Origin of the sequence: Vibrio variabilis, assembly GCF_003263785.1 — a bacterium.
GTDB classification, from domain to species: domain Bacteria; phylum Pseudomonadota; class Gammaproteobacteria; order Enterobacterales; family Vibrionaceae; genus Vibrio; species Vibrio variabilis.
In genome coordinates this window covers 1-18,867 of the sequence record NZ_JYJK01000125.1, presented here as the reverse complement: position 1 = coordinate 18,867, position 18,867 = coordinate 1, and the positions used below count along the sequence as shown (strand labels likewise).

11 protein-coding genes and 3 pseudogenes are annotated in these 18,867 nt (G+C 47.5%); 9 read left to right on the top strand and 5 right to left on the bottom strand.

All coding sequences use genetic code 11. The annotated features are described in order from the left end of the window. The first annotated feature begins 3 nt into the window (after positions 1 to 3). From TZ48_RS20475 to sucD, 5 genes and pseudogenes are all read left to right on the top strand, one after another. A pseudogene (locus tag TZ48_RS20475) lies at positions 4 to 715 on the top strand (succinate dehydrogenase iron-sulfur subunit). Between the two features lie 99 nt (positions 716 to 814). Further along, entirely contained in the window at positions 815 to 3,622 is a 2,808-nt protein-coding gene (gene sucA / locus TZ48_RS20470) for a 2-oxoglutarate dehydrogenase E1 component (protein WP_112480475.1), read from the top strand. A 29-nt stretch (positions 3,623 to 3,651) separates the two neighbouring features. Then, positions 3,652 to 4,857 carry a 2-oxoglutarate dehydrogenase complex dihydrolipoyllysine-residue succinyltransferase gene (gene odhB / locus TZ48_RS20465; protein ID WP_112480474.1) on the top strand — a complete coding sequence of 402 codons (1,206 nt, stop codon included), beginning with the start codon at positions 3,652 to 3,654 and terminating at the stop codon, positions 4,855 to 4,857. Positions 4,858 to 5,043: 186 nt separating this feature from the next. Then, a complete protein-coding gene (gene sucC / locus TZ48_RS20460) occupies positions 5,044 to 6,210 on the top strand; it encodes an ADP-forming succinate--CoA ligase subunit beta (RefSeq protein ID WP_112480473.1) in 1,167 nt (388 codons plus the stop codon). After that, on the top strand, positions 6,210 to 7,082 hold the full coding sequence (gene sucD / locus TZ48_RS20455; RefSeq protein ID WP_042476406.1) for a succinate--CoA ligase subunit alpha: 873 nt from the start codon (positions 6,210 to 6,212) through the stop codon (positions 7,080 to 7,082). Before sucC ends, sucD begins: the two co-directional genes overlap by 1 nt. 94 nt (positions 7,083 to 7,176) lie before the next feature. Here sucD and znuB read toward each other — a convergent pair whose 3' ends face one another. Continuing rightward, complete coding sequence (znuB, locus tag TZ48_RS20450; RefSeq protein WP_112480499.1) at positions 7,177 to 7,962, bottom strand: zinc ABC transporter permease subunit ZnuB; 786 nt, start codon at positions 7,960 to 7,962, stop codon at positions 7,177 to 7,179. Next, positions 7,955 to 8,742: pseudogene (gene znuC / locus TZ48_RS20445) on the bottom strand (zinc ABC transporter ATP-binding protein ZnuC). Before znuC ends, znuB begins: the two are co-directional and overlap by 8 nt. Before the next feature lie 79 nt (positions 8,743 to 8,821). Here znuC and znuA point away from each other — a divergent pair. After that, entirely contained in the window at positions 8,822 to 9,706 is an 885-nt protein-coding gene (gene znuA, locus TZ48_RS20440) for a zinc ABC transporter substrate-binding protein ZnuA (protein WP_112480472.1), read from the top strand. Positions 9,707 to 9,953: 247 nt separating this feature from the next. Then, positions 9,954 to 13,355: a helix-turn-helix domain-containing protein gene (locus tag TZ48_RS20435; protein WP_162674682.1), complete on the top strand. Its 3,402-nt coding sequence runs from the start codon at positions 9,954 to 9,956 to the stop codon at positions 13,353 to 13,355. Positions 13,356 to 13,364: 9 nt separating this feature from the next. Here TZ48_RS20435 and TZ48_RS20430 read toward each other — a convergent pair whose 3' ends face one another. The 3 genes and pseudogenes from TZ48_RS20430 to TZ48_RS20415 form a co-directional block, all read right to left on the bottom strand. Further along, complete coding sequence (locus TZ48_RS20430) at positions 13,365 to 14,333, bottom strand: 5-oxoprolinase subunit C family protein (protein ID WP_112480470.1); 969 nt, start codon at positions 14,331 to 14,333, stop codon at positions 13,365 to 13,367. Beyond that, positions 14,333 to 15,012 (bottom strand): annotated as a pseudogene (gene pxpB, locus TZ48_RS20420) (5-oxoprolinase subunit PxpB). The gene TZ48_RS20430 and the pseudogene pxpB overlap by 1 nt, the downstream one beginning before the upstream one ends. Beyond that, positions 15,009 to 15,764, bottom strand: coding sequence for a 5-oxoprolinase subunit PxpA (locus tag TZ48_RS20415; protein WP_112480468.1), 756 nt, complete (start codon positions 15,762 to 15,764; stop codon positions 15,009 to 15,011). Before TZ48_RS20415 ends, pxpB begins: the two are co-directional and overlap by 4 nt. A gap of 649 nt (positions 15,765 to 16,413) precedes the next feature. Between TZ48_RS20415 and TZ48_RS20405 the strand changes: the two genes are divergently transcribed. Beyond that, the gene (locus tag TZ48_RS20405; protein WP_112480466.1) at positions 16,414 to 16,641 is read left to right on the top strand and encodes a FeoA family protein; all 228 of its coding nucleotides are present in this window, start codon (positions 16,414 to 16,416) and stop codon (positions 16,639 to 16,641) included. Beyond that, a partial coding sequence (gene feoB / locus TZ48_RS20400; protein ID WP_112480465.1) for a Fe(2+) transporter permease subunit FeoB occupies positions 16,641 to 18,867 on the top strand: 2,227 nt, incomplete at its 3' end. The genes TZ48_RS20405 and feoB, both read left to right, overlap by 1 nt.

Genomic DNA, 18,867 nt, shown 5'->3' with positions numbered 1-18,867 from the left:
ACTATGAACCTTAATTTCTCTCTTTACCGTTACAATCCGGATGTAGATAACAAACCATACATGAAAGACTACACCTTAGAGGTGGACGAAGGGTCGGACATGATGGTGCTTGATGCGCTGATACTATTGAAAGAGCAAGATCCAACGATTGCGTTTCGTCGCTCTTGCCGTGAAGGGGTATGTGGCTCCGATGGCTTGAACATGAACGGCAAAAATGGCCTTGCTTGTATCACTCCGCTATCAGCGCTTGAGGGTGGCAAGATTGTCATTCGACCATTACCGGGACTTCCGGTGGTTCGAGACTTGATTGTCGACATGACTCAGTTTTATGATAACTACGCGAAAGTTAAGCCATTTCTTATTTCTGAAGGAAATGTGCCACCGTCGCGTGAAAATCTGCAAATGCCAGAGGAACGTGCTCACCTTGATGGACTGTATGAGTGCATCATGTGTGCGTGTTGTACCACGTCTTGTCCATCTTTCTGGTGGAATCCAGACAAGTTTATCGGACCTGCAGGTCTTCTCGCAGCGTATCGCTGGCTAATTGACAGCCGAGATACCGCAACGGATGAAACGCTTATCAAATCTTGATGACGCATTTAGTGTTTTCCGTTGTCACGGCATCATGAACTGTGTCAGTGTATGTCCTAAGGGACTCAACCCAACGAAAGCCATTGGTCACATCAAATCAATGCTTGTGAATCGTTCGGTGTAACAACAAATAAAAATTGCCGACTCGACGTCCCGGAGAGTCGGCTTCTTATAGCTCGGCGTAGACCGATGCATACGTGAAAACTACTGGTTAAGGGAAAATATGCACAATGGTGTGATGAAGGCATGGCTCGAGTCTTCACACTTGGCAGGCGCCAATGCAACGTACGTAGAAGATCTCTACGAACTGTATCTAAGTGATCCCGAACAGGTAAGTGAGGAGTGGAGACGTGTATTTGATGGGTTGCCTGTGCAGCCTGATGTGGTTGAACAGCCGCATTCACGTGTCCGTGATTACTTCCGACGACTCGCTCAAGAAACAAAGCATTCAAGTGCTCAAGTAAGTGACCCCGAGGTCGATGCTAAACAAGTAAAAGTTCTACAGCTTATCAATGCGTACCGCTTCCGCGGCCATCAAGCTGCAAATCTAGACCCTCTAGGTTTATGGAAACGCCCAACGGTTGATGAATTGGAACCTGCGTTCCACTCGTTGACGGAAGATGATTTAGACGAAACGTTCAATGTCGGCTCTTTTGCTATTGGCCAAGAAAGCATGACGCTTCGCGATCTTCACAAAGCACTTCAAAAAACCTACTGCGGCTCAATCGGTGCAGAATACATGCACATGACAAACACCGCTCAAAAACGTTGGATTCAACAGCGTTTAGAGTCAGTGGTTGGCCAACCCTCTTTCGATTCCGAACACAAACACACTTTCCTAGAAGAGCTAACGGCTGCTGAAGGTCTTGAGCGTTATCTTGGCGCAAAATTCCCAGGTGCGAAGCGTTTCTCGCTAGAAGGTGGTGATGCACTCATTCCAATGACCAAAGAACTGATTCGCCATGCTGGTAGCCAAGGCATGCGAGAAGTCGTGATTGGTATGGCGCACCGTGGTCGCTTGAACATGCTGGTCAACGTCTTGGGTAAAAAGCCTCAAGACTTGTTCGATGAGTTTGCGGGTAAGCATGATGAAACATGGGGCACGGGTGATGTGAAGTACCACCAAGGTTTCTCTGCTGACTTTGCAACGCCGGGTGGTGATGTGCATTTAGCCTTAGCATTTAACCCATCTCACCTAGAGATTGTAAACCCAGTAGTTATCGGCTCTGTTCGTGCTCGTCAGGATCGCCTGGGCGACAAAGACGGCAGCATGGTACTGCCAATTACCATTCACGGTGACTCAGCGATTGCGGGTCAAGGTGTTGTGCAAGAGACTTTCAACATGTCTCAGGCGCGCGGCTTTAAAGTGGGTGGTACGATTCGAATCGTGGTCAACAACCAAGTTGGTTTTACTACCTCAAACCCACGCGATACCCGTTCAACCATGTACTGTACCGACATCGCTAAGATGGTACAGGCACCAATTTTCCACGTGAATGCCGATGACCCAGAAGCGGTCGCGTTTGTTACGCAAATCGCGCTCGATTTCCGTAACGAGTTTGCTAAAGACGTGGTGATTGATCTGGTTTGTTACCGTCGTCACGGTCACAACGAAGCGGATGAGCCCAATGCGACTCAGCCGTTGATGTACCAGAAAATCAAAAAACACCCAACGCCTCGCAAACTGTACGCGGATGTCTTGATTGAGCGTGACGAAAGCGATATTGAAACCGCTACGCAGATGATCAATGAATATCGTGATGCCTTAGACCGCGGTGAAGTAGTATGTAAAGAGTGGCGCCCAATGGCACTGCACTCAGTTGACTGGTCTCCATACCTTGGTCGCGATTGGGATGAAGAGTGGGGTGGTCAGGTTGGTACTGAGCGCCTAGTTGCTCTTGGTCAGAAGCTTGGACAATATCCAGACAGTCATAAACTGCAAAGTCGCGTCAATAAACTGTACAACGATCGCGCTGCCATGATGAGCGGCGAGAAAATGATCGATTGGGGCATGGCAGAAACGCTGGCCTACGCAACGCTTCTTGATGACGGTAAGCGTATCCGTATCTCAGGACAGGACTCTGGTCGTGGTACTTTCTTCCACCGTCACTCAGTACTGCACAACCAAGAAGATGCGAGTACCTATATTCCGCTTTGTAACCTTCACGACAAACAAGGTCCATTCCAGGTCTTTGATTCGGTGTTGTCTGAAGAAGCGGTATTGGCATTTGAATACGGCTATGCGACAGCTGAGCCTAGTGGTTTGACTATTTGGGAAGCGCAGTTCGGTGACTTTGCCAACGGTGCTCAAGTCGTTATTGACCAGTTTATCTCTTCTGGTGAACAAAAGTGGGGTCGTCTGTGCGGTCTAACAATGCTGTTACCACACGGCTATGAAGGTCAAGGACCAGAGCACTCATCGGCGCGTCTAGAACGTTACCTGCAGCTTTGTGCTGAGCAAAACATGCAAGTGGTGATTCCATCGACGCCAGCTCAGGTCTATCACATGATTCGTCGTCAAGTGGTTCGCCCAATGCGTCGCCCACTCATCGTGATGTCTCCTAAATCACTGTTAAGACATCCGCTGTGTGTGTCTAGCATCGAAGACTTAGCAGAAGGCACATTTGAGCCGGCGATTGGTGAGATTGATGATATCAAGCCAGAAAACGTCAAACGTGTTGTGTTCTGTTCAGGTAAGGTCTATTTCGACCTGCTCGAACAGCGCCGCAACAATGAGCAAGATGACGTTGCCATTGTACGTATTGAACAGTTGTACCCATTCCCATTGGATGATGTAAAAGCCAAGATTGCCGCCTACACCAATGCTCAAGATTTCGTTTGGTGTCAGGAAGAGCCTCAAAACCAAGGCGCTTGGTACTCAAGTCAACATAACTTCCGCGCAGCTATCCCTGCGGGTGCTGACTTGAAATACGCTGGTCGACCAGCATCTGCATCTCCGGCCGTTGGTTACATGTCGGTACACTTGAAACAACAAAAAGCGTTAATTTCTGACGCGTTGACCCTAGATTAAGAACTAGAAGAAAAAAGGAAGAAACAGATATGACTATTGAAATTCTGGTTCCAGACTTACCTGAATCAGTTGCAGACGCGACCGTCGCAACGTGGCACAAGAAACCAGGCGAAGCGGTAGCGCGTGATGAAGTTATCGTTGATATCGAAACCGATAAAGTTGTTCTTGAAGTACCAGCGCCAGAAGAGGGCGTTCTTGAAGAAATCATCGAAGAAGAAGGTGCGACAGTACTGTCTAAGCAGCTGATTGCTAAGCTTAAACCAGGTGCAGTTGCTGGTGAACCGACGACGGACACCACTGAGTCTACTGAAGCATCTCCAGATAAGCGCCATAAAGCTGCACTAACCGAAGAGTCTAACGACGCTTTGAGCCCAGCGGTTCGCCGTTTGCTGGCTGAGAACGATCTTCAAGCATCAGACGTGAAAGGCACTGGCGTTGGCGGTCGAATCACTCGTGAAGACATCGAAGCGCACTTATCAGCAGCGAAAGCGGCGCCAAAAGCGGAAGCACAGGCGCCTGAGGCTCCAGTACTGGCTCGCAGTCAGAAGCGTGTACCAATGACACGTCTGCGTAAACGTGTTGCTGAGCGTCTGCTTGAAGCGAAGAACAGCACTGCGATGCTAACGACGTTTAACGAAGTGAACATGAAGCCAATCATGGATCTTCGTAAGCAATACAAAGATCAGTTCGAAGAGCGTCATGGCATTCGCCTTGGTTTCATGTCTTTCTACGTGAAAGCAGTGACTGAAGCGCTGAAACGTTACCCAGAAGTGAACGCGTCTATCGATGGTGATGACATCGTTTATCACAACTACTTTGATATCAGCATGGCAGTTTCAACGCCACGTGGTCTTGTAACACCAGTACTAAAAGACTGTGACTCGCTAGGTTTTGCTGACGTTGAGAAAGGTATTAAAGAGCTGGCGATCAAAGGCCGTGATGGCAAGCTAACCGTTGAAGAGCTGACGGGTGGTAACTTCACCATCACTAACGGCGGCGTGTTTGGTTCATTGATGTCTACGCCAATCATTAACCCACCACAAGCGGCTATCTTGGGTATGCACAAAATCCAAGATCGCCCAATGGCGGTAGATGGCAAAGTAGAAATCCTACCTATGATGTACCTAGCACTCTCTTATGATCACCGTTTGATCGATGGTCGTGAGTCAGTCGGCTTCTTGGTCACTATCAAGGAACTACTGGAAGATCCAGCACGCTTGCTACTGGATGTGTAACCAAGCGTTGCTTTTTGTTTTGGATGTATAGACGTCCAAAATAAATAGAGCTAGACTAGCTCAACGTCTAGCTCCTTAGTAAGCCCACAAGAGGCGACTCTAACGAGTACTCCTACAGACGTATTACCGACATTCGGTATATGGAAATAAAAAATCCCTCAGGGATATAACAAATGGAATCGCACAATGAATTTGCATGAATATCAAGCCAAACAGCTGTTTGCAGAATTCGGATTGCCTGTACCAGAAGGCTACGCATGTGACACCCCACAGGAAGCGTTCGAAGCTGCTGGTCGTATCAGTACTGAAAAGAAAGTAGTTAAATGTCAGGTTCACGCTGGTGGCCGCGGTAAAGCGGGCGGCGTGGAACTTCATGACACCAAAGACGGTGTTAAAGAATTCGCTCAGAAGTGGCTAGGTAAAAATCTAGTGACTTACCAAACAGATGCGAATGGTCAACCAGTGACTAAAATCCTAGTTGAAGAAGCATCTAACATCGCTAATGAGCTGTACCTTGGTGCAGTCGTTGACCGCGCAACACGTCGCATCGTGTTTATGGCATCAACGGAAGGTGGTGTTGAAATTGAAAAAGTTGCGGAAGAGACGCCGGAACTGATTCACAAAGCGGCTATTGATCCGCTCGTTGGTCCACAGGCATACCAAGGCCGTGAGCTTGCGTTCAAACTTGGCCTTGAAGGCGACCAAATCAAGCAGTTCGTTAAAATCTTCATGGGTCTAGGCAACATGTTTGCTGAGTACGATCTTGCACTGCTAGAGATCAACCCACTGGTTATCACAGGCGAAGGCAACCTTCTGTGTCTTGATGGCAAGATCAACATCGATTCAAATGCACTTTACCGTCAGCCTAAACTTCGTGAAATGCACGATCCTTCGCAAGAAGATGAGCGCGAAGCACATGCGGCTCAATGGGAGCTTAACTACGTAGCACTTGATGGCAACATCGGCTGTATGGTTAACGGTGCAGGCCTCGCTATGGGTACCATGGACATCGTAAACCTACACGGTGGTCAGCCAGCTAACTTCCTAGATGTAGGTGGCGGCGCGACTAAAGAACGTGTAACAGAAGCGTTTAAGATCATCCTATCTGACAGCAACGTGAAAGCGGTATTGGTTAACATCTTCGGTGGTATCGTACGTTGTGACCTAATCGCAGATGGCATCATTGGTGCGGTTGAAGAAGTAGGTGTTGAAGTACCAGTTGTGGTTCGTCTAGAAGGTAATAATGCGCCTCTAGGCTCGCAAAAACTCGCGGAAAGTGGTCTGAATATCATTGCTGCAAGCTCGCTAACAGAAGCAGCGGAAAAAGTAGTTGCTGCAGCGGAGGGCAAATAATGTCTGTACTAATTAATAAAGATACAAAAGTTATCTGCCAAGGCTTCACTGGTGGTCAAGGTACGTTCCACTCAGAGCAAGCGATTGCTTACGGCACGCAAATGGTCGGCGGCGTTTCTCCAGGTAAAGGTGGTCAAACTCACCTAGGCTTACCAGTATTCAACACAGTACGCGAAGCAGTAGAAGTCACTGGTGCAACGGCGTCAGTTATCTATGTACCAGCACCTTTCTGTAAAGATGCAATCTTGGAAGCGATTGATGCGGGTATCAAGCTTATCGTGACTATCACAGAAGGCATTCCTACGCTTGATCTTCTAGACGTAAAAGTACGCCTAGATGAAGCAGGTGTTGTGATGATTGGTCCAAACTGTCCGGGCGTTATCACTCCTGATGAGTGTAAGATCGGTATCATGCCAGGTCATATCCACAAGAAAGGAAAAGTGGGCATCGTATCGCGCTCTGGTACGCTTACGTATGAAGCGGTTAAGCAGACAACCGATGAAGGCTTTGGTCAGTCTACGTGTGTTGGTATTGGTGGTGACCCAATTCCAGGTTCAAACTTCATCGATATCCTGAAGCTGTTCGAACAAGATCCTGAGACTGAAGCTATCGTGATGATCGGTGAGATCGGCGGTACAGCGGAAGAAGAAGCGGCAGCATTTATCAAAGAAAACGTCACTAAGCCGGTTGTCTCTTACATTGCAGGTGTTACAGCGCCTCCAGGTAAACGTATGGGTCACGCTGGTGCAATCATCTCTGGTGGTAAAGGTACAGCGGAAGACAAGTTCGCTGCGCTTGAAGCTGCGGGTGTTAAGACAGTTAAGAGCCTTGCTGACATCGGTAAAGGTCTACGTGAAATTACCGGTTGGTAATGACTCCACGTTAGCTCTCTGTTTGAAATAGAGTTAAAAATAGAAAAGCTCCGGTCATACGATCGGAGCTTTTTGTATGTGCTTATAAAAGAATTTAGTCTCTAGCGGGAGCTAGCTGGGCAAGTAAGAAAAAGCCAGCTGCGCTAATGACCACTGACGGCCCCGCTGGCGTGTCATAAAACCAAGAGAGACTAAGTCCACAAAATACCGACACAATACCAATCGCGGAGGCGGTGAGGGCCATGTGCTCTGGTGTGGTGGTGAACTTACGAGCGGTCGCCGCCGGGATGATAAGCAAAGAAGTCATAATCAGCGCCCCGACAAACTTCATACCAATGGCGATGACCAGACCGACCATCAGCATGATGACCAAACGCATTAGGTCGACATTCACGCCTTCTACAGCCGCGAGATCTTCATTTACCGTCGTAGACAGTAGTGGTCGCCAAAACACGAACAGCAAAGCGCCGATCAGAGTCACACCAGCATAGATGTAAATAAGGTCGGTTGGTGAGACGGCCAGCAGATCGCCAAACAAATAGCTCATTAAGTCAACGCGGACGTTATCGAGGAAACTGACGGCAACTAAACCAAGTGACAACGCACTATGCGCCAGAATACCGAGCAGCGTGTCTGTGGCCACGAGCTGCTGCTTTTGAAGCGTGACCAGAATGACAGCCAAAGCCATACAACAGATAACTAGCGCTAGGTATAGGTTGATATCAAACAAGAAACCGAGCGCAAGACCCATTAAAGAAGCATGGGCGAGCGTATCACCAAAGTAGGCCATTCTGCGCCAAACAACGAATGAGCCAAGTGGGCCAGCAATCAGAGCGATACCGATGCCAGCAATGATGGATGGAAGCAAAAACTCAATCATGATGCGAGTGCCCATGTTTATGATGTGAACATTGTGAAGCACTGCCTTCCACAGGATCGCCTGCTAAATCATGATGGTGATGGACGTGCTGATGTTGATAGAAAGCCAGTGTTTCTTGAGTCGCACTGCCAAATAGTGCCACGTAAGATGGATGACGGCTTACCGTCTGTGGCGTGCCTTGACAGCAAATATGATGGTGAAGACAAATCACATTGTCTGATTTGGCCATAACGAGATGCAAATCGTGGGAGACCATAAATACCGCACAGTTGAATCGATGTCTAAGTGTATCGATAAGTTCATACAGATCGATTTGCCCTTGAACATCTACCCCTTGCGCTGGCTCGTCGAGTACCAGAACATCAGGACGATGCAGTAGAGCACGAGCAAGCAGTACTCGTTGGGTTTCCCCACCGGATAATTGATGCATGTTGCTTGAGATTAGGTGCTCAGCGCCGACAAGTTTTAGTGCGTCTAATCGCTCCTGAGCACTGTATTTTCCCGCAAGCGCAAGAAAGCGCTCAACGTTCAAAGGCAAGGAATCGTTAAGTTTAAGTTTTTGCGGTACATAGCCAATTTTGAGCTTGCTAGCGCGGCGAATTGTGCCTTTATAGCGCTTTTGTAACCCAAGAATGACTTTGACTAAGGTCGATTTACCAGCACCATTAGGCCTATAAGGGTTAAAATTTCCCCTCGGCTAATGGTTAAGCTAATGTTATCTAGAACCTTTCGTTTACTGAACTCGACAGAGACTTGGTCGAGTGTAATCAGTTCGGACATGAATAGAACTCATTTGCAATTACGTCTTGTTATAATGTAACATTCTGAGCTATTGCAAGCCAGAAGGATTTTAAGCCCTATGTATCGTTACATTCCAGTTGTAGCACTTACTTCACTGCTTTCGTTTCAAGCGCAAGCGCTGCAAGTGCTGAATAGTATAAAGCCTTTTGAGATGATCTCCCATGAGTTGATCATCGAAGGGCAGTCTACCTCGTCGATTCTTAACGCGAACGCATCCCCTCACGACTATGCGCTTAAGCCATCGGATGTGAAGAAAATCCGCGATAGTGAGGTCGTGGTTTGGTTTGGTGACGAACTTGAAACGTTTTTAGCTAAGTCAGTAGAGGGCAATTCAAACTCACTTGCAGTACAAAACATCGAAGGTCTGTCACTTAGAGAGTATGGTGGTGATGGACACGATCATGGTCATGAAGGCCATAACCACGGCAGTTTTGACCCTCATGTGTGGCTCGGTCCTGAGCAAAGTCGTCAAGTTGCGCGTGCTATTTCCGCAAAGCTTCAATTTATTGATCCGGACAATAAAGCAGCGTACCAAGAAAAGCTGGCCGCTTTCGAACGCACCTTGGATAAAACCATTGAGGAGATCCACGTTAAGCTTGAGCCAATACAAGACCAAGGTTATTACGTGTTTCATGATGCCTATGGTTACTATGAAGAATTCTTTAAGATGAACAACCTTGGCCACTTTACTGTCAGCCCAGAACGTAAACCAGGTGCCAAAACGTTAATCTCCATTAAAACCACATTGCGCGAACAACAAGTAAAGTGTGTTTTTGCCGAACCACAATTCACACCAGCTGTAGTGAACTCAGTGACCCGAGGTACTGGCACAAAAGTTGGACAGCTTGATCCTTTGGGTAGTGATATTCCGGTTGAAGACGGCAGCTACTTTGTATTCTTAAAGTCGATGGCAAATAGCTTTAGTCTCTGCCTAGCACAGTAAGTATCCGGCAAGCAAAACTCAGTCTGAACAACAAGGTTTTATGTGTGTTCGGTTGAGTTTTGCTTGTGACCAATGAGTCATTTAGATGGTTCTTGTCACCTTTTTTCTTTCATAACCCACACAAATCCAGTAAATTTACGATATTTATCGATGCAAATTAACTGGGCTTCTTTTGATTTTCACTGCTTCCTTATCACGCTGTTTTGATTTTTCTGTTGGCCATATAGCGACCAGCAGGCTTTCACGCGTGCGTAAGAGCCTAAGTTGCCCTGAGTTATTATTGGCGTTATCGCTGCTGCTCGCGCCGCTAGTGAGCGTCAGTAAACCGTTGCCTCCCGTATTCTATCCATTATCACTGCAAGCCAATGGGCAGTTTTTAGCGGCTAAGCAATTATTTCCTGGTGTAGAAGGTGGACTATGGTCTATCGATGTACATAATCGCGTCCGCTTTTATGACGGTACCCGTTTTATCGAGCTCGACAACCTGGCGTTCGATAATAACGACGTCACTTTTTTTGAAGGCCAGTTTTGGTATGCCAAAGCGAATAAACTGTTTTCTCAGCAGCCACTTGGTGAGGTCAATCAAGTCTTTACGACTAAATTAACCGAGCATATTCAATCACTGGGTCATGGTGGGGAATATGTCTGGTTTGCAACCGATAATCAGGTTTATCTTGGCAATGAACATCCATCTAGGTTTGAAGTTATCTCAATGGATGAGTTTGAACGCTTCTACGGTGGAGTTGGGGTAAAAATCACAGCGGCGATAGAAACTCGCGGCGCGTGGTACATCGGTACTAATGTTGGCTTATATCGATGGCAATATGGTGAGTTAGACTATGTCGGCACCGTCCATCGGGGAGCCGTCTCGACATTGTTGCTCGAACCAGAATCGAATCGCTTAGTGATTGGGTATCATTCTGGCGTCGAGGTTTTCCCTCTCGATGAACCGATGCAACGTACCTTCTTTCCGTTGGGTCAACACGTCTTGTCATTGGAAAGCACAGCCAGCCATTTTTGGGTTGGCACAGAACAAGGCTTGTACTGGCTTGAGCGAGATACGCTTGATCTTGAACAGGTTGAGTTCAACCCTCACGATGAGTTCGGTCTGGCCGGCGACAAGATCTATGCTTTAGTTGCAGATGGCACCCTGGGAATGTGGATTGCCACCAACAATGGTGTTCGCTATTTCTCAGAATACGGTAAGTTGTTTGAGCGTATCTCAGTGTCAATTGACGAAAATCTCAATCGTCTTGAACCCAAACTCGAAGTCATGGATAACCCACTCGGAGGGTATTGGGTGATCACCAGTAGCGCACTCTATGCTGTCGATGAAGAGGGTGAGTCCGCAATGATTTACTGGGGTAAGGTCTCATCGTTGGCGCAGCGTGAACAGAATCTATGGATAGCTACGGAGCGGGGGTTAATGCACCTTGATCTCGATGCTTATCAAATTACAGCGTTGAGGCAAAAGATAGATAACATGCCCGCTCAAGTGGAGCATATCTCCCTTGGCAGCGGCGATACGCTTTGGCTCAGTGATGGTCTACGGTTACTCAACCTCAATGTTGAAACTGAACAAATCAATGACTTCGGTGATGACTGGGTAGTGAGTGAGCACTTACCTGCTAAGGTAACTGAAATCTATGCACTGGGTGACAACAAAGCACTGGTTGGTACTGACCATGGACTTTACATTATTGACCATGGGCTCAGTCGTTATGTCGGTGCAAGTGCCCCATTTGGTAGTGTCACGGAGTTGGTTGCGGATGAACACCGAATTTGGGCTGCCAGCAGTTATGGCGCTTTTTTGTATGACGATCAGGGGCAAATCTTTACAAGACTAGAGCTGTTCCAAGATAGCACCCGTCCTGTGTGTGTGACTCAAAGCGATGGGATTTTCTGGTTAGTTAGCTCTGCCGGTCTTACCGCTTATACCGGGGCTGGAGAGATCGTCAGGCACCTGGCCGCTCCCTATGGAGTGATTAGCAATGAGTTCATCAATGGTAGCTGTGCTTATAGTGAGCAAAGTGGCTCTATTGTGATTGGCTCCCGTTACGGCATTGTCGAGTTCGATCCAAAACGCATTCTCGATAACCCAGTACCGACTCCCAGCGTATTAATATCTCAAGTATCGGTGAGTAACATTGCTCGTCACCTTGGGGACGTTCAAGATGCTATTCCAAATGTTGGGTACGGGGATTCGGTGGCGATTCAATTCAGCTTATGGCCATCTGCGCAAGGACACAGTCTCGTCTATCGAACCGGAGATGATGACTGGCAAGATATGCAGGGTTTTCAGCTTAATATTGATAAACCATCGCCGGGGCTACACATCATAGAAGTGGCAGTAAAGGGGAATACGAGTTCTGACTCGAGCATTCAGTTTAGCTACCAAGTCAGTACGCCATGGTTTATGACGGGGATGTTTTACGTTTTGATGGCACTGAGCAGCCTAGTCTTGGTCGGTGCGGTGATTTACTGGCGTTCGCGACGCATTCGTTTTATGAACCGCGCTTTAAAAACTCAGGTCGCGTTAAAGACCGAGCAGCTTCAGCATCAAAGTCGAGTGTTAGTGGGTAATAACCAACAATTGCGTAAAGCGTTTAAAATTCGTCAGCAATTGATTCAAGAGCTGGTAGAGCAAGCAGCGCAGCACAGTGCCAACTTTAAGCTTGAGTCCCTATCTAGCTCGAATTCAACGCCTGTAAGCAGTTTTGAGGGGCTAGATAATGTCAAAGCCATCTTTGATGAGCAAAGCTCCTATCCACTGGTTTGTTCAGTGTCGAGTGTGCTCAATTTCACCGTCGATGCATGGCGAAAAGAGCTAGATAGTTACGGGATCAAAGTAGACTTAAAGATGCTGGCAAGCAGTGACAACGTGGTGTTGGATACCTGTAATCTGGACATCATCTTCAACTCAATTATTGCCAATGCACTGCGCAGAATGGTGCGTGGGCAAGTCATCAACATTACCGTGGATGATGATGGCAGCAAGTTGAATGTGACGTTTGAGGACAATGGGCTACCGTTACCGAATTTTAGCTCGCAAAGTTCCACTCAAGCCTTTGATGTGAAAGAAAGTCAACTCGATTTTAGTCCTTCGAGTTTGCCTTCCCATATTCATCGCTCTGGCGGTGAGCTTCAGCCGGTTGAGCGTGGGAACACCAACCGACTTACACTACGTTGGATGCTATCGATTCAACAGTCTCCCAATCATTTGCCTCCACATTCGGCAAAGTCGTCTTTGGAAACCGAAAGACCATTGATGAGCCTAGTGACTGAAAAAGAGATGCATGACGTTAAGCCGGATAAGCATGAACAATGGAAACGGCAAGTGACTCAACTGGTGGCTGAGCAGTATCATGATGCTGAATTTAGCACCGCCTCAGCAGCCAAAGCGTTGTTCATCTCCGAGCGAAGCTTCCAAAGACGCTTCAAATCGCAGTTTGAGCGAACCTTTACTGACTATCTGACCGATGTCCGTATGGAGAAAGCTTGCGAGATGCTTCTGCAAGGCGAAAAAGTCTCTGAAGTGGCTTTTGCTTGCGGTTTCAACGATCCGTCGTATTTCTCTCAACGTTTCAAAGTCTATTTTGGTGTCCCACCCTCTAAGTTTGCCATGATGGACATGACGGAAGGTGATTAGTCACTCATTCTAAAGATCAAAGTATCGATAGAATGCCTGTTGCTTCAAACGTTCGAGAGGTAAGGTACTGAGTTTAAAGCGAAGTTGTTCGCCTGGCCTTAACTGAGCGGCTTTAGCCAAATCACGGAAGGCAACCACGCCTAGTTTCTGATAGCCACCTAAGGTCTGGTGATCGCTAAGCATAATGATGGGGTTACCATCTGGTGGTATTTGCACCGAGCCGGACAGGATCCCTTCAGAGATGAGTGAGGGCAGGGTTTGCGTGAGGCGAGCCGTTTCACTGTCGCTGGATTTTAGCCTTATTCCCATTCGGTTGCTTTGTGCAGACACGGTATAGATTTGGTTTAGTAGTCGTTCTCTAAGCGCTGAATCAAACTGTTGAAACTGAAAACAAGGGAGTAAGTGTACGGTTCTGAATCCATCATAGTTTGGAATAGCGCTTCTAGGGATAGTTTGGGGCTTAAGATTGCTGAGGTCTCCAGATAAATTGGGGTTGACGACTAAGCTGTCGCCACAAGCGAGAGGCTGTCCTGGGTTTAAACCTCCCACTCCGTCGCGCTCCACGGTTGAAGTGCTACCTAGAAAGGGCTCTATCGCAAATCCGCCTGATACGGATAAGTAGCTTCGACAGCCGCTGCGAGGTACTTTCAGATGCAGCTCTTGGCCCTTTTTCAAACTAAAAGGGCGCCAACTTTGAACCTGCTTAGCGACAATATGCTGTGGTGAATGGACTTCCGCTAGACAATCAGCGCCAGTGAGTACCAAGGTTAAGTCTTGGTTGGCACGAAACTTCACTCGGCCTAAGACGATCTCTAGACTGGTCGCCGTCATTGGATTACCCAGTAACTTTTGTCCCCAGCAGTGCGCATGCCAATCGGCGGCGCCGCCTTGTGTGAGTCCATAATGAGAGGCATTAGGGCGCCCCAGATCTTGTGTAGTAACGTGGTGTCCCGCGTTGATCACGACAAGTGCGCTCATTACTGACCTCCTAGGCTTAAGAATGTGCGGTGGTCAATTGGCTCGAATCGCACTTTGTCACCAATGTTCAGTAACGATTGATCTGGCGAGCTCTTGTCAAATAAAGTGAGCGGGCAGTTACCTATGATTTGCCAGCCTCCTGGGGTATCGCTGGGATATACCGCCGTTTGGTTGTTGGCAATACCGACACTGCCTTTACGTACCCGGGGTCGTGGCGTTTTATGCTTGGCATGTGCAGTGCTTTAGGTAGCTCTGCGAGAAAAGCAAAACCCGGGGTAAAACCAATCGCACACACGGTATAGGTTGAGCGGCTATGCAGTGTGATGACCTCATCGACGCTAAGAGAGCAATGCCGAGCGAGTGACTCCAAATCCGGTGCCACATTGGGATCGTAATAAATCGGGAGGGTTTTGACATCAACACTGCTTGGCGGCGGCTTATCAGCAAGATCAAGGTTTTGAATATAGTGCGTAAGTGCCTCTGATGAACAGTAAATAGGGTGAAACTCAATCAGTAAGCTTGTGTAAGAGGGGGTACAGTTGATGAGTGTACCGGCAAAGGCTTTTTTTATCGTCGCTGCGTACTGCCCAATGAGAAAAGGTAAATCAAGGTCTATCTTGTGACCAAACTCTAGCAGAATGGCCGATTCACCTACAGGAGATATCGAAGGCTTGCTCACTGTTTACCTCCGCCGACTGTGATTGCGCTATCAAGGCGGCTGCGCAGCGCTTTCGCCACATCAATTGAGGCTTGGTTGTCACCATGAACGCATAGGGTGTCGATGGTAAGCGTTAATGATTTTCCATCTAGGGTTTTAATTGGCGCACGGGTAATAAACGCATCGGCTTGAGTTAAAATCTGCTCTTGCTGATGCAGGACAGCATTTTCCATGCTTCTCGGTGCCAGCAAGCCTGAATCTAAGTAACTGCGGTCAGCAAAACCTTCAAAGATAAGTGATACGCCATAGTCTGCCGCTAGAGTTTGAAATCGCTGATGCTCCCCAGTTGCCAAGACCATGAGAGGTAAACTGAGCGTTTGTGCTGCAGACAATATGGCTTTAAAAATCTCCGGCGAGGACATCATGTCGTTATAGAGTGCACCATGAGGTTTGATGTAACGCACTTCCCCTTCTTGATGCTTGGCTATCGCTTTAAGCGCCCCCACCTGATAAAGGATTGATTGGGTGAGAGTGTTACTCTCCATCATCATAGAGCGACGGCCAAATCCTTGTAAGTCGGGATAACCTGGATGTGCACCAATGGTGACCTTGTGCTTCAGACACAATGCGACGGTTTTGGCCATGTGTTCAGGGTCTGACGCGTGGAAGCCACAAGCTATATTTGCCATATCCAGCAGTGGGATGAGCGTTGCATCACTCCCCATGTTCCAATGGCCAAAACTTTCTCCAACATCCCCATTTAACGTCAACATAAAACCACTTCCTTTTCTGTGTTGAACAGCACCAGTTGGCTACTTAGGAATAAATTATGTCGTTAGGGAGAGCGATTTACAATTTGTGAACAGAGGATTTGTGAGCCGAAAAGTTGTCAGTAAAGAGTTTATGAAAAGAGTGGTTAGAGCAAAGAATGATGAGCAGAAATTCGGTGAGGTAGTTTACAGCAGACAAAAAAAATCGCGGCATAGCCGGGGGACCATACCGCGGGTGTCAATGACACCTTCGCTTGCTGCCGGAGTGATGTGGTCGCCCACATCACCTCTGGAATTTCGATTAACAGGAGCAGGTTGCTCTGTTGGGATTAACTATAAGTAATTCGACTTAATTTCCTTATAAAAATAACGGCAACTTACCATGAAGATCGCGCCATTTTATAGAGAATGTAATAAGTTGTTGTATTTTAATGTTTTTATATTTATTCAGATTCTGTCTATGTCATTGTTTTGTCATCAAGATAGCGTTTCGTTCGACATTTTGACGTAATTGACGGACATATTTTGACAAATAATACGTTTGCAATCCGGTTTAAATTGACATAGCGCAATGCGGAAAGTAAGGTTTCGCCTTTAAAATGACTGTTAATGTTAATATTTCTCATTACCAATCATATCTTGGGTGAATAAGATGAAGCTTGCTGATTTGAACATCGGAAGCAGTGGAAAGATCACTGCGTTGACGGGACTATCGAATGATGTCCGTAAAAAATTGATGGTAATGGGATTATTGCCGAATACAGAAGTCACAGTGATTCGACGCGCACCAATGGGCGACCCATTGCAAATTGAAGTGCGTGGTGTTTCGTTGGCCGTTCGCCAAGCCATTGCACAATCAATCGAAGTGGAGCCTGCATAATGAACTACACCATTCTTACTGTCGGTAATCCAAATAGCGGTAAAACAACCTTATTCAATGGATTGACTGGTGCCAAGCAGCAAGTGGGCAACTGGGCAGGTGTAACGGTTGAAAAGAAAACCGGTCAATACACGCATGCCGGAGACCAGTTCGAGCTAACTGACCTGCCGGGTATCTATGCGCTAGACAGTGGCAACGATGGTAACAGTATCGATGAGTCGATTGCATCAAGAGCGGTTCTTACTCACCCAGCCGATCTGATCATCAACGTGGTCGATGCGACAAGCTTAGAGCGCAGCCTTTATATGACCCTTCAGCTTCGCGAGCTTGGCCGCCCAATGGTCGTTGTGCTCAACAAGATGGATGCGCTAAAAAGAGAACGTATTAAGTTGGACGTTGCAGGGCTTGAGAAAGCGCTTGGTTGTCCAGTGATGACGTTATCCGCTACTGATAAAGATCAGGTTCGCACACTCAAAGAGCGCTTACACAAAACTGTCGTTCAAGGGCTGACCCTAGACGCGCTTGCTATTAACTATGGTGCGGAGATGGAGCAAGCGATTGCTAAAGTAGAGCCAACCTTTGCTTCAGAATCAGTGAGCCCTCGAGCACTCGCTATTCGCGCTCTAGAAAATGATGTGATGGTGCTTAATGCACTAACGTCAGAGCAGAGAGATGAGATCGCGCTAGCGGGCAATCAAACTGGTGTGGATATTGACCTGCAAGTTGCTGATACCAAATATACCTATCTACACGAGCAGTGTAAGAAGCTGCGTCGCAGTGAAGGTAAGCTGAGCCGTAGCTTTACCGAAAAAGTGGATGGTTTCATTCTCAATAAGTATGTCGGTGTTCCTTTCTTCTTCGTGGTCATGTATCTCATGTTCATGTTCTCTATCAACATAGGCAGTGCGTTCATCGATTTCTTCGATATCGGTGTCGGTGCGTTATTGGTTGATGGTGGACACTACCTTCTTGATGACCATTTACCTGTTTGGTTAGTGACGCTTATCGCTGATGGTGTTGGTGGTGGTATCCAAACGGTAGCGACATTCATTCCTGTAATCGCAGCACTGTATTTGTTCCTAGCAGTACTAGAGAGCTCTGGTTACATGTCACGCGCGGCGTTTGTGCTTGACAAAGTGATGCAAAAAATCGGCCTTCCGGGTAAAGCATTTGTACCTCTGGTTCTTGGCTTCGGTTGTAACGTGCCTTCTATCATGGCAACCCGTACACTAGATCAAGAGCGTGAGCGCAAACTCGCTGCGTCTATGGCGCCGTTTATGTCATGTGGCGCTCGACTTCCGGTTTACGCGCTGTTTGCTGCAGCCTTCTTCCCAGAAAGTGGCCAGAATGTCGTGTTCGCTCTCTACCTACTTGGTATTGTTGCGGCTGTTTTCACAGGTCTAGTGCTTAAGCACACCATCTACCCAGGCTCGAGCGATAGCCTAGTAATGGAGATGCCTGACTATGAATTGCCGACATTCCAAAACGTGATGATCAAAACATGGCAAAAGCTAAAGCGCTTTGTATTGGGTGCGGGTAAAACCATTGTTTTGGTTGTGACCATTCTAAGCTTCCTAAACTCAGTGGGCACTGATGGCTCATTTGGTAACCAAGACAGCGAAAACTCTGTGCTATCGAAAGCGGCTCAAGTGGTGACACCCGTGTTTGCTCCGATGGGCGTGCAGCAAGATAACTGGCCTGCAACTGTGGGTATTATTACCGGTATTTTTGCGAAAGAAGCGGTCGTTGGCACACTGAATAGCCTTTACACCTCAAGCGAAGGTGAAGAGAGTGAATACGATCTATTTGCTAGCTTACAAGAAGCGGTTGAGTCTATTCCAGCGAACTTGGCAGATCTTAGCTACTCAGATCCACTAGGTGTCGATGTCGGTGACCTGTCGGACTCATCTGCTGTTGCGGAAGATCAAGAAGTCGATAGTTCTATCTTTGGTAACTTAAAAGGCTACTTTGTCACGAGCAATGCCGCGTTTGCGTACCTTATCTTCATCTTGCTGTACACACCATGTGTGGCAGCGATGGGTGCTTACGTTAAAGAGTTTGGTCAAAAGTACGCACGCTTTATTGCGGTATGGACTATGGGTCTCGCCTACGGCGGTGCAACGCTATACTACCAAGTGACTCACTTTGCTCTGCACCCAATGACCAGCGCAGTGTGGATTGCCGCGATCTTGGCCATTTGTGCCATCGTCTGGAAACTGCTTAAAA

What these genes read in the sequence shown, in the direction of transcription:
- sucA (WP_112480475.1), top strand. Translation starts at nt 815, where the DNA reads ATGCACAATGGTGTGATGAAGGCATGGCTCGAGTCTTCACACTTGGCA.
- odhB (WP_112480474.1), top strand. Translation starts at nt 3,652, where the DNA reads ATGACTATTGAAATTCTGGTTCCAGACTTACCTGAATCAGTTGCAGAC.
- sucC (WP_112480473.1), top strand. Translation starts at nt 5,044, where the DNA reads ATGAATTTGCATGAATATCAAGCCAAACAGCTGTTTGCAGAATTCGGA.
- sucD (WP_042476406.1), top strand. Translation starts at nt 6,210, where the DNA reads ATGTCTGTACTAATTAATAAAGATACAAAAGTTATCTGCCAAGGCTTC.
- znuB (WP_112480499.1), bottom strand. Translation starts at nt 7,962, where the DNA reads ATGATTGAGTTTTTGCTTCCATCCATCATTGCTGGCATCGGTATCGCT.
- znuA (WP_112480472.1), top strand. Translation starts at nt 8,822, where the DNA reads ATGTATCGTTACATTCCAGTTGTAGCACTTACTTCACTGCTTTCGTTT.
- TZ48_RS20430 (WP_112480470.1), bottom strand. Translation starts at nt 14,333, where the DNA reads ATGAGCGCACTTGTCGTGATCAACGCGGGACACCACGTTACTACACAA.
- TZ48_RS20415 (WP_112480468.1), bottom strand. Translation starts at nt 15,764, where the DNA reads ATGTTGACGTTAAATGGGGATGTTGGAGAAAGTTTTGGCCATTGGAAC.
- TZ48_RS20405 (WP_112480466.1), top strand. Translation starts at nt 16,414, where the DNA reads ATGAAGCTTGCTGATTTGAACATCGGAAGCAGTGGAAAGATCACTGCG.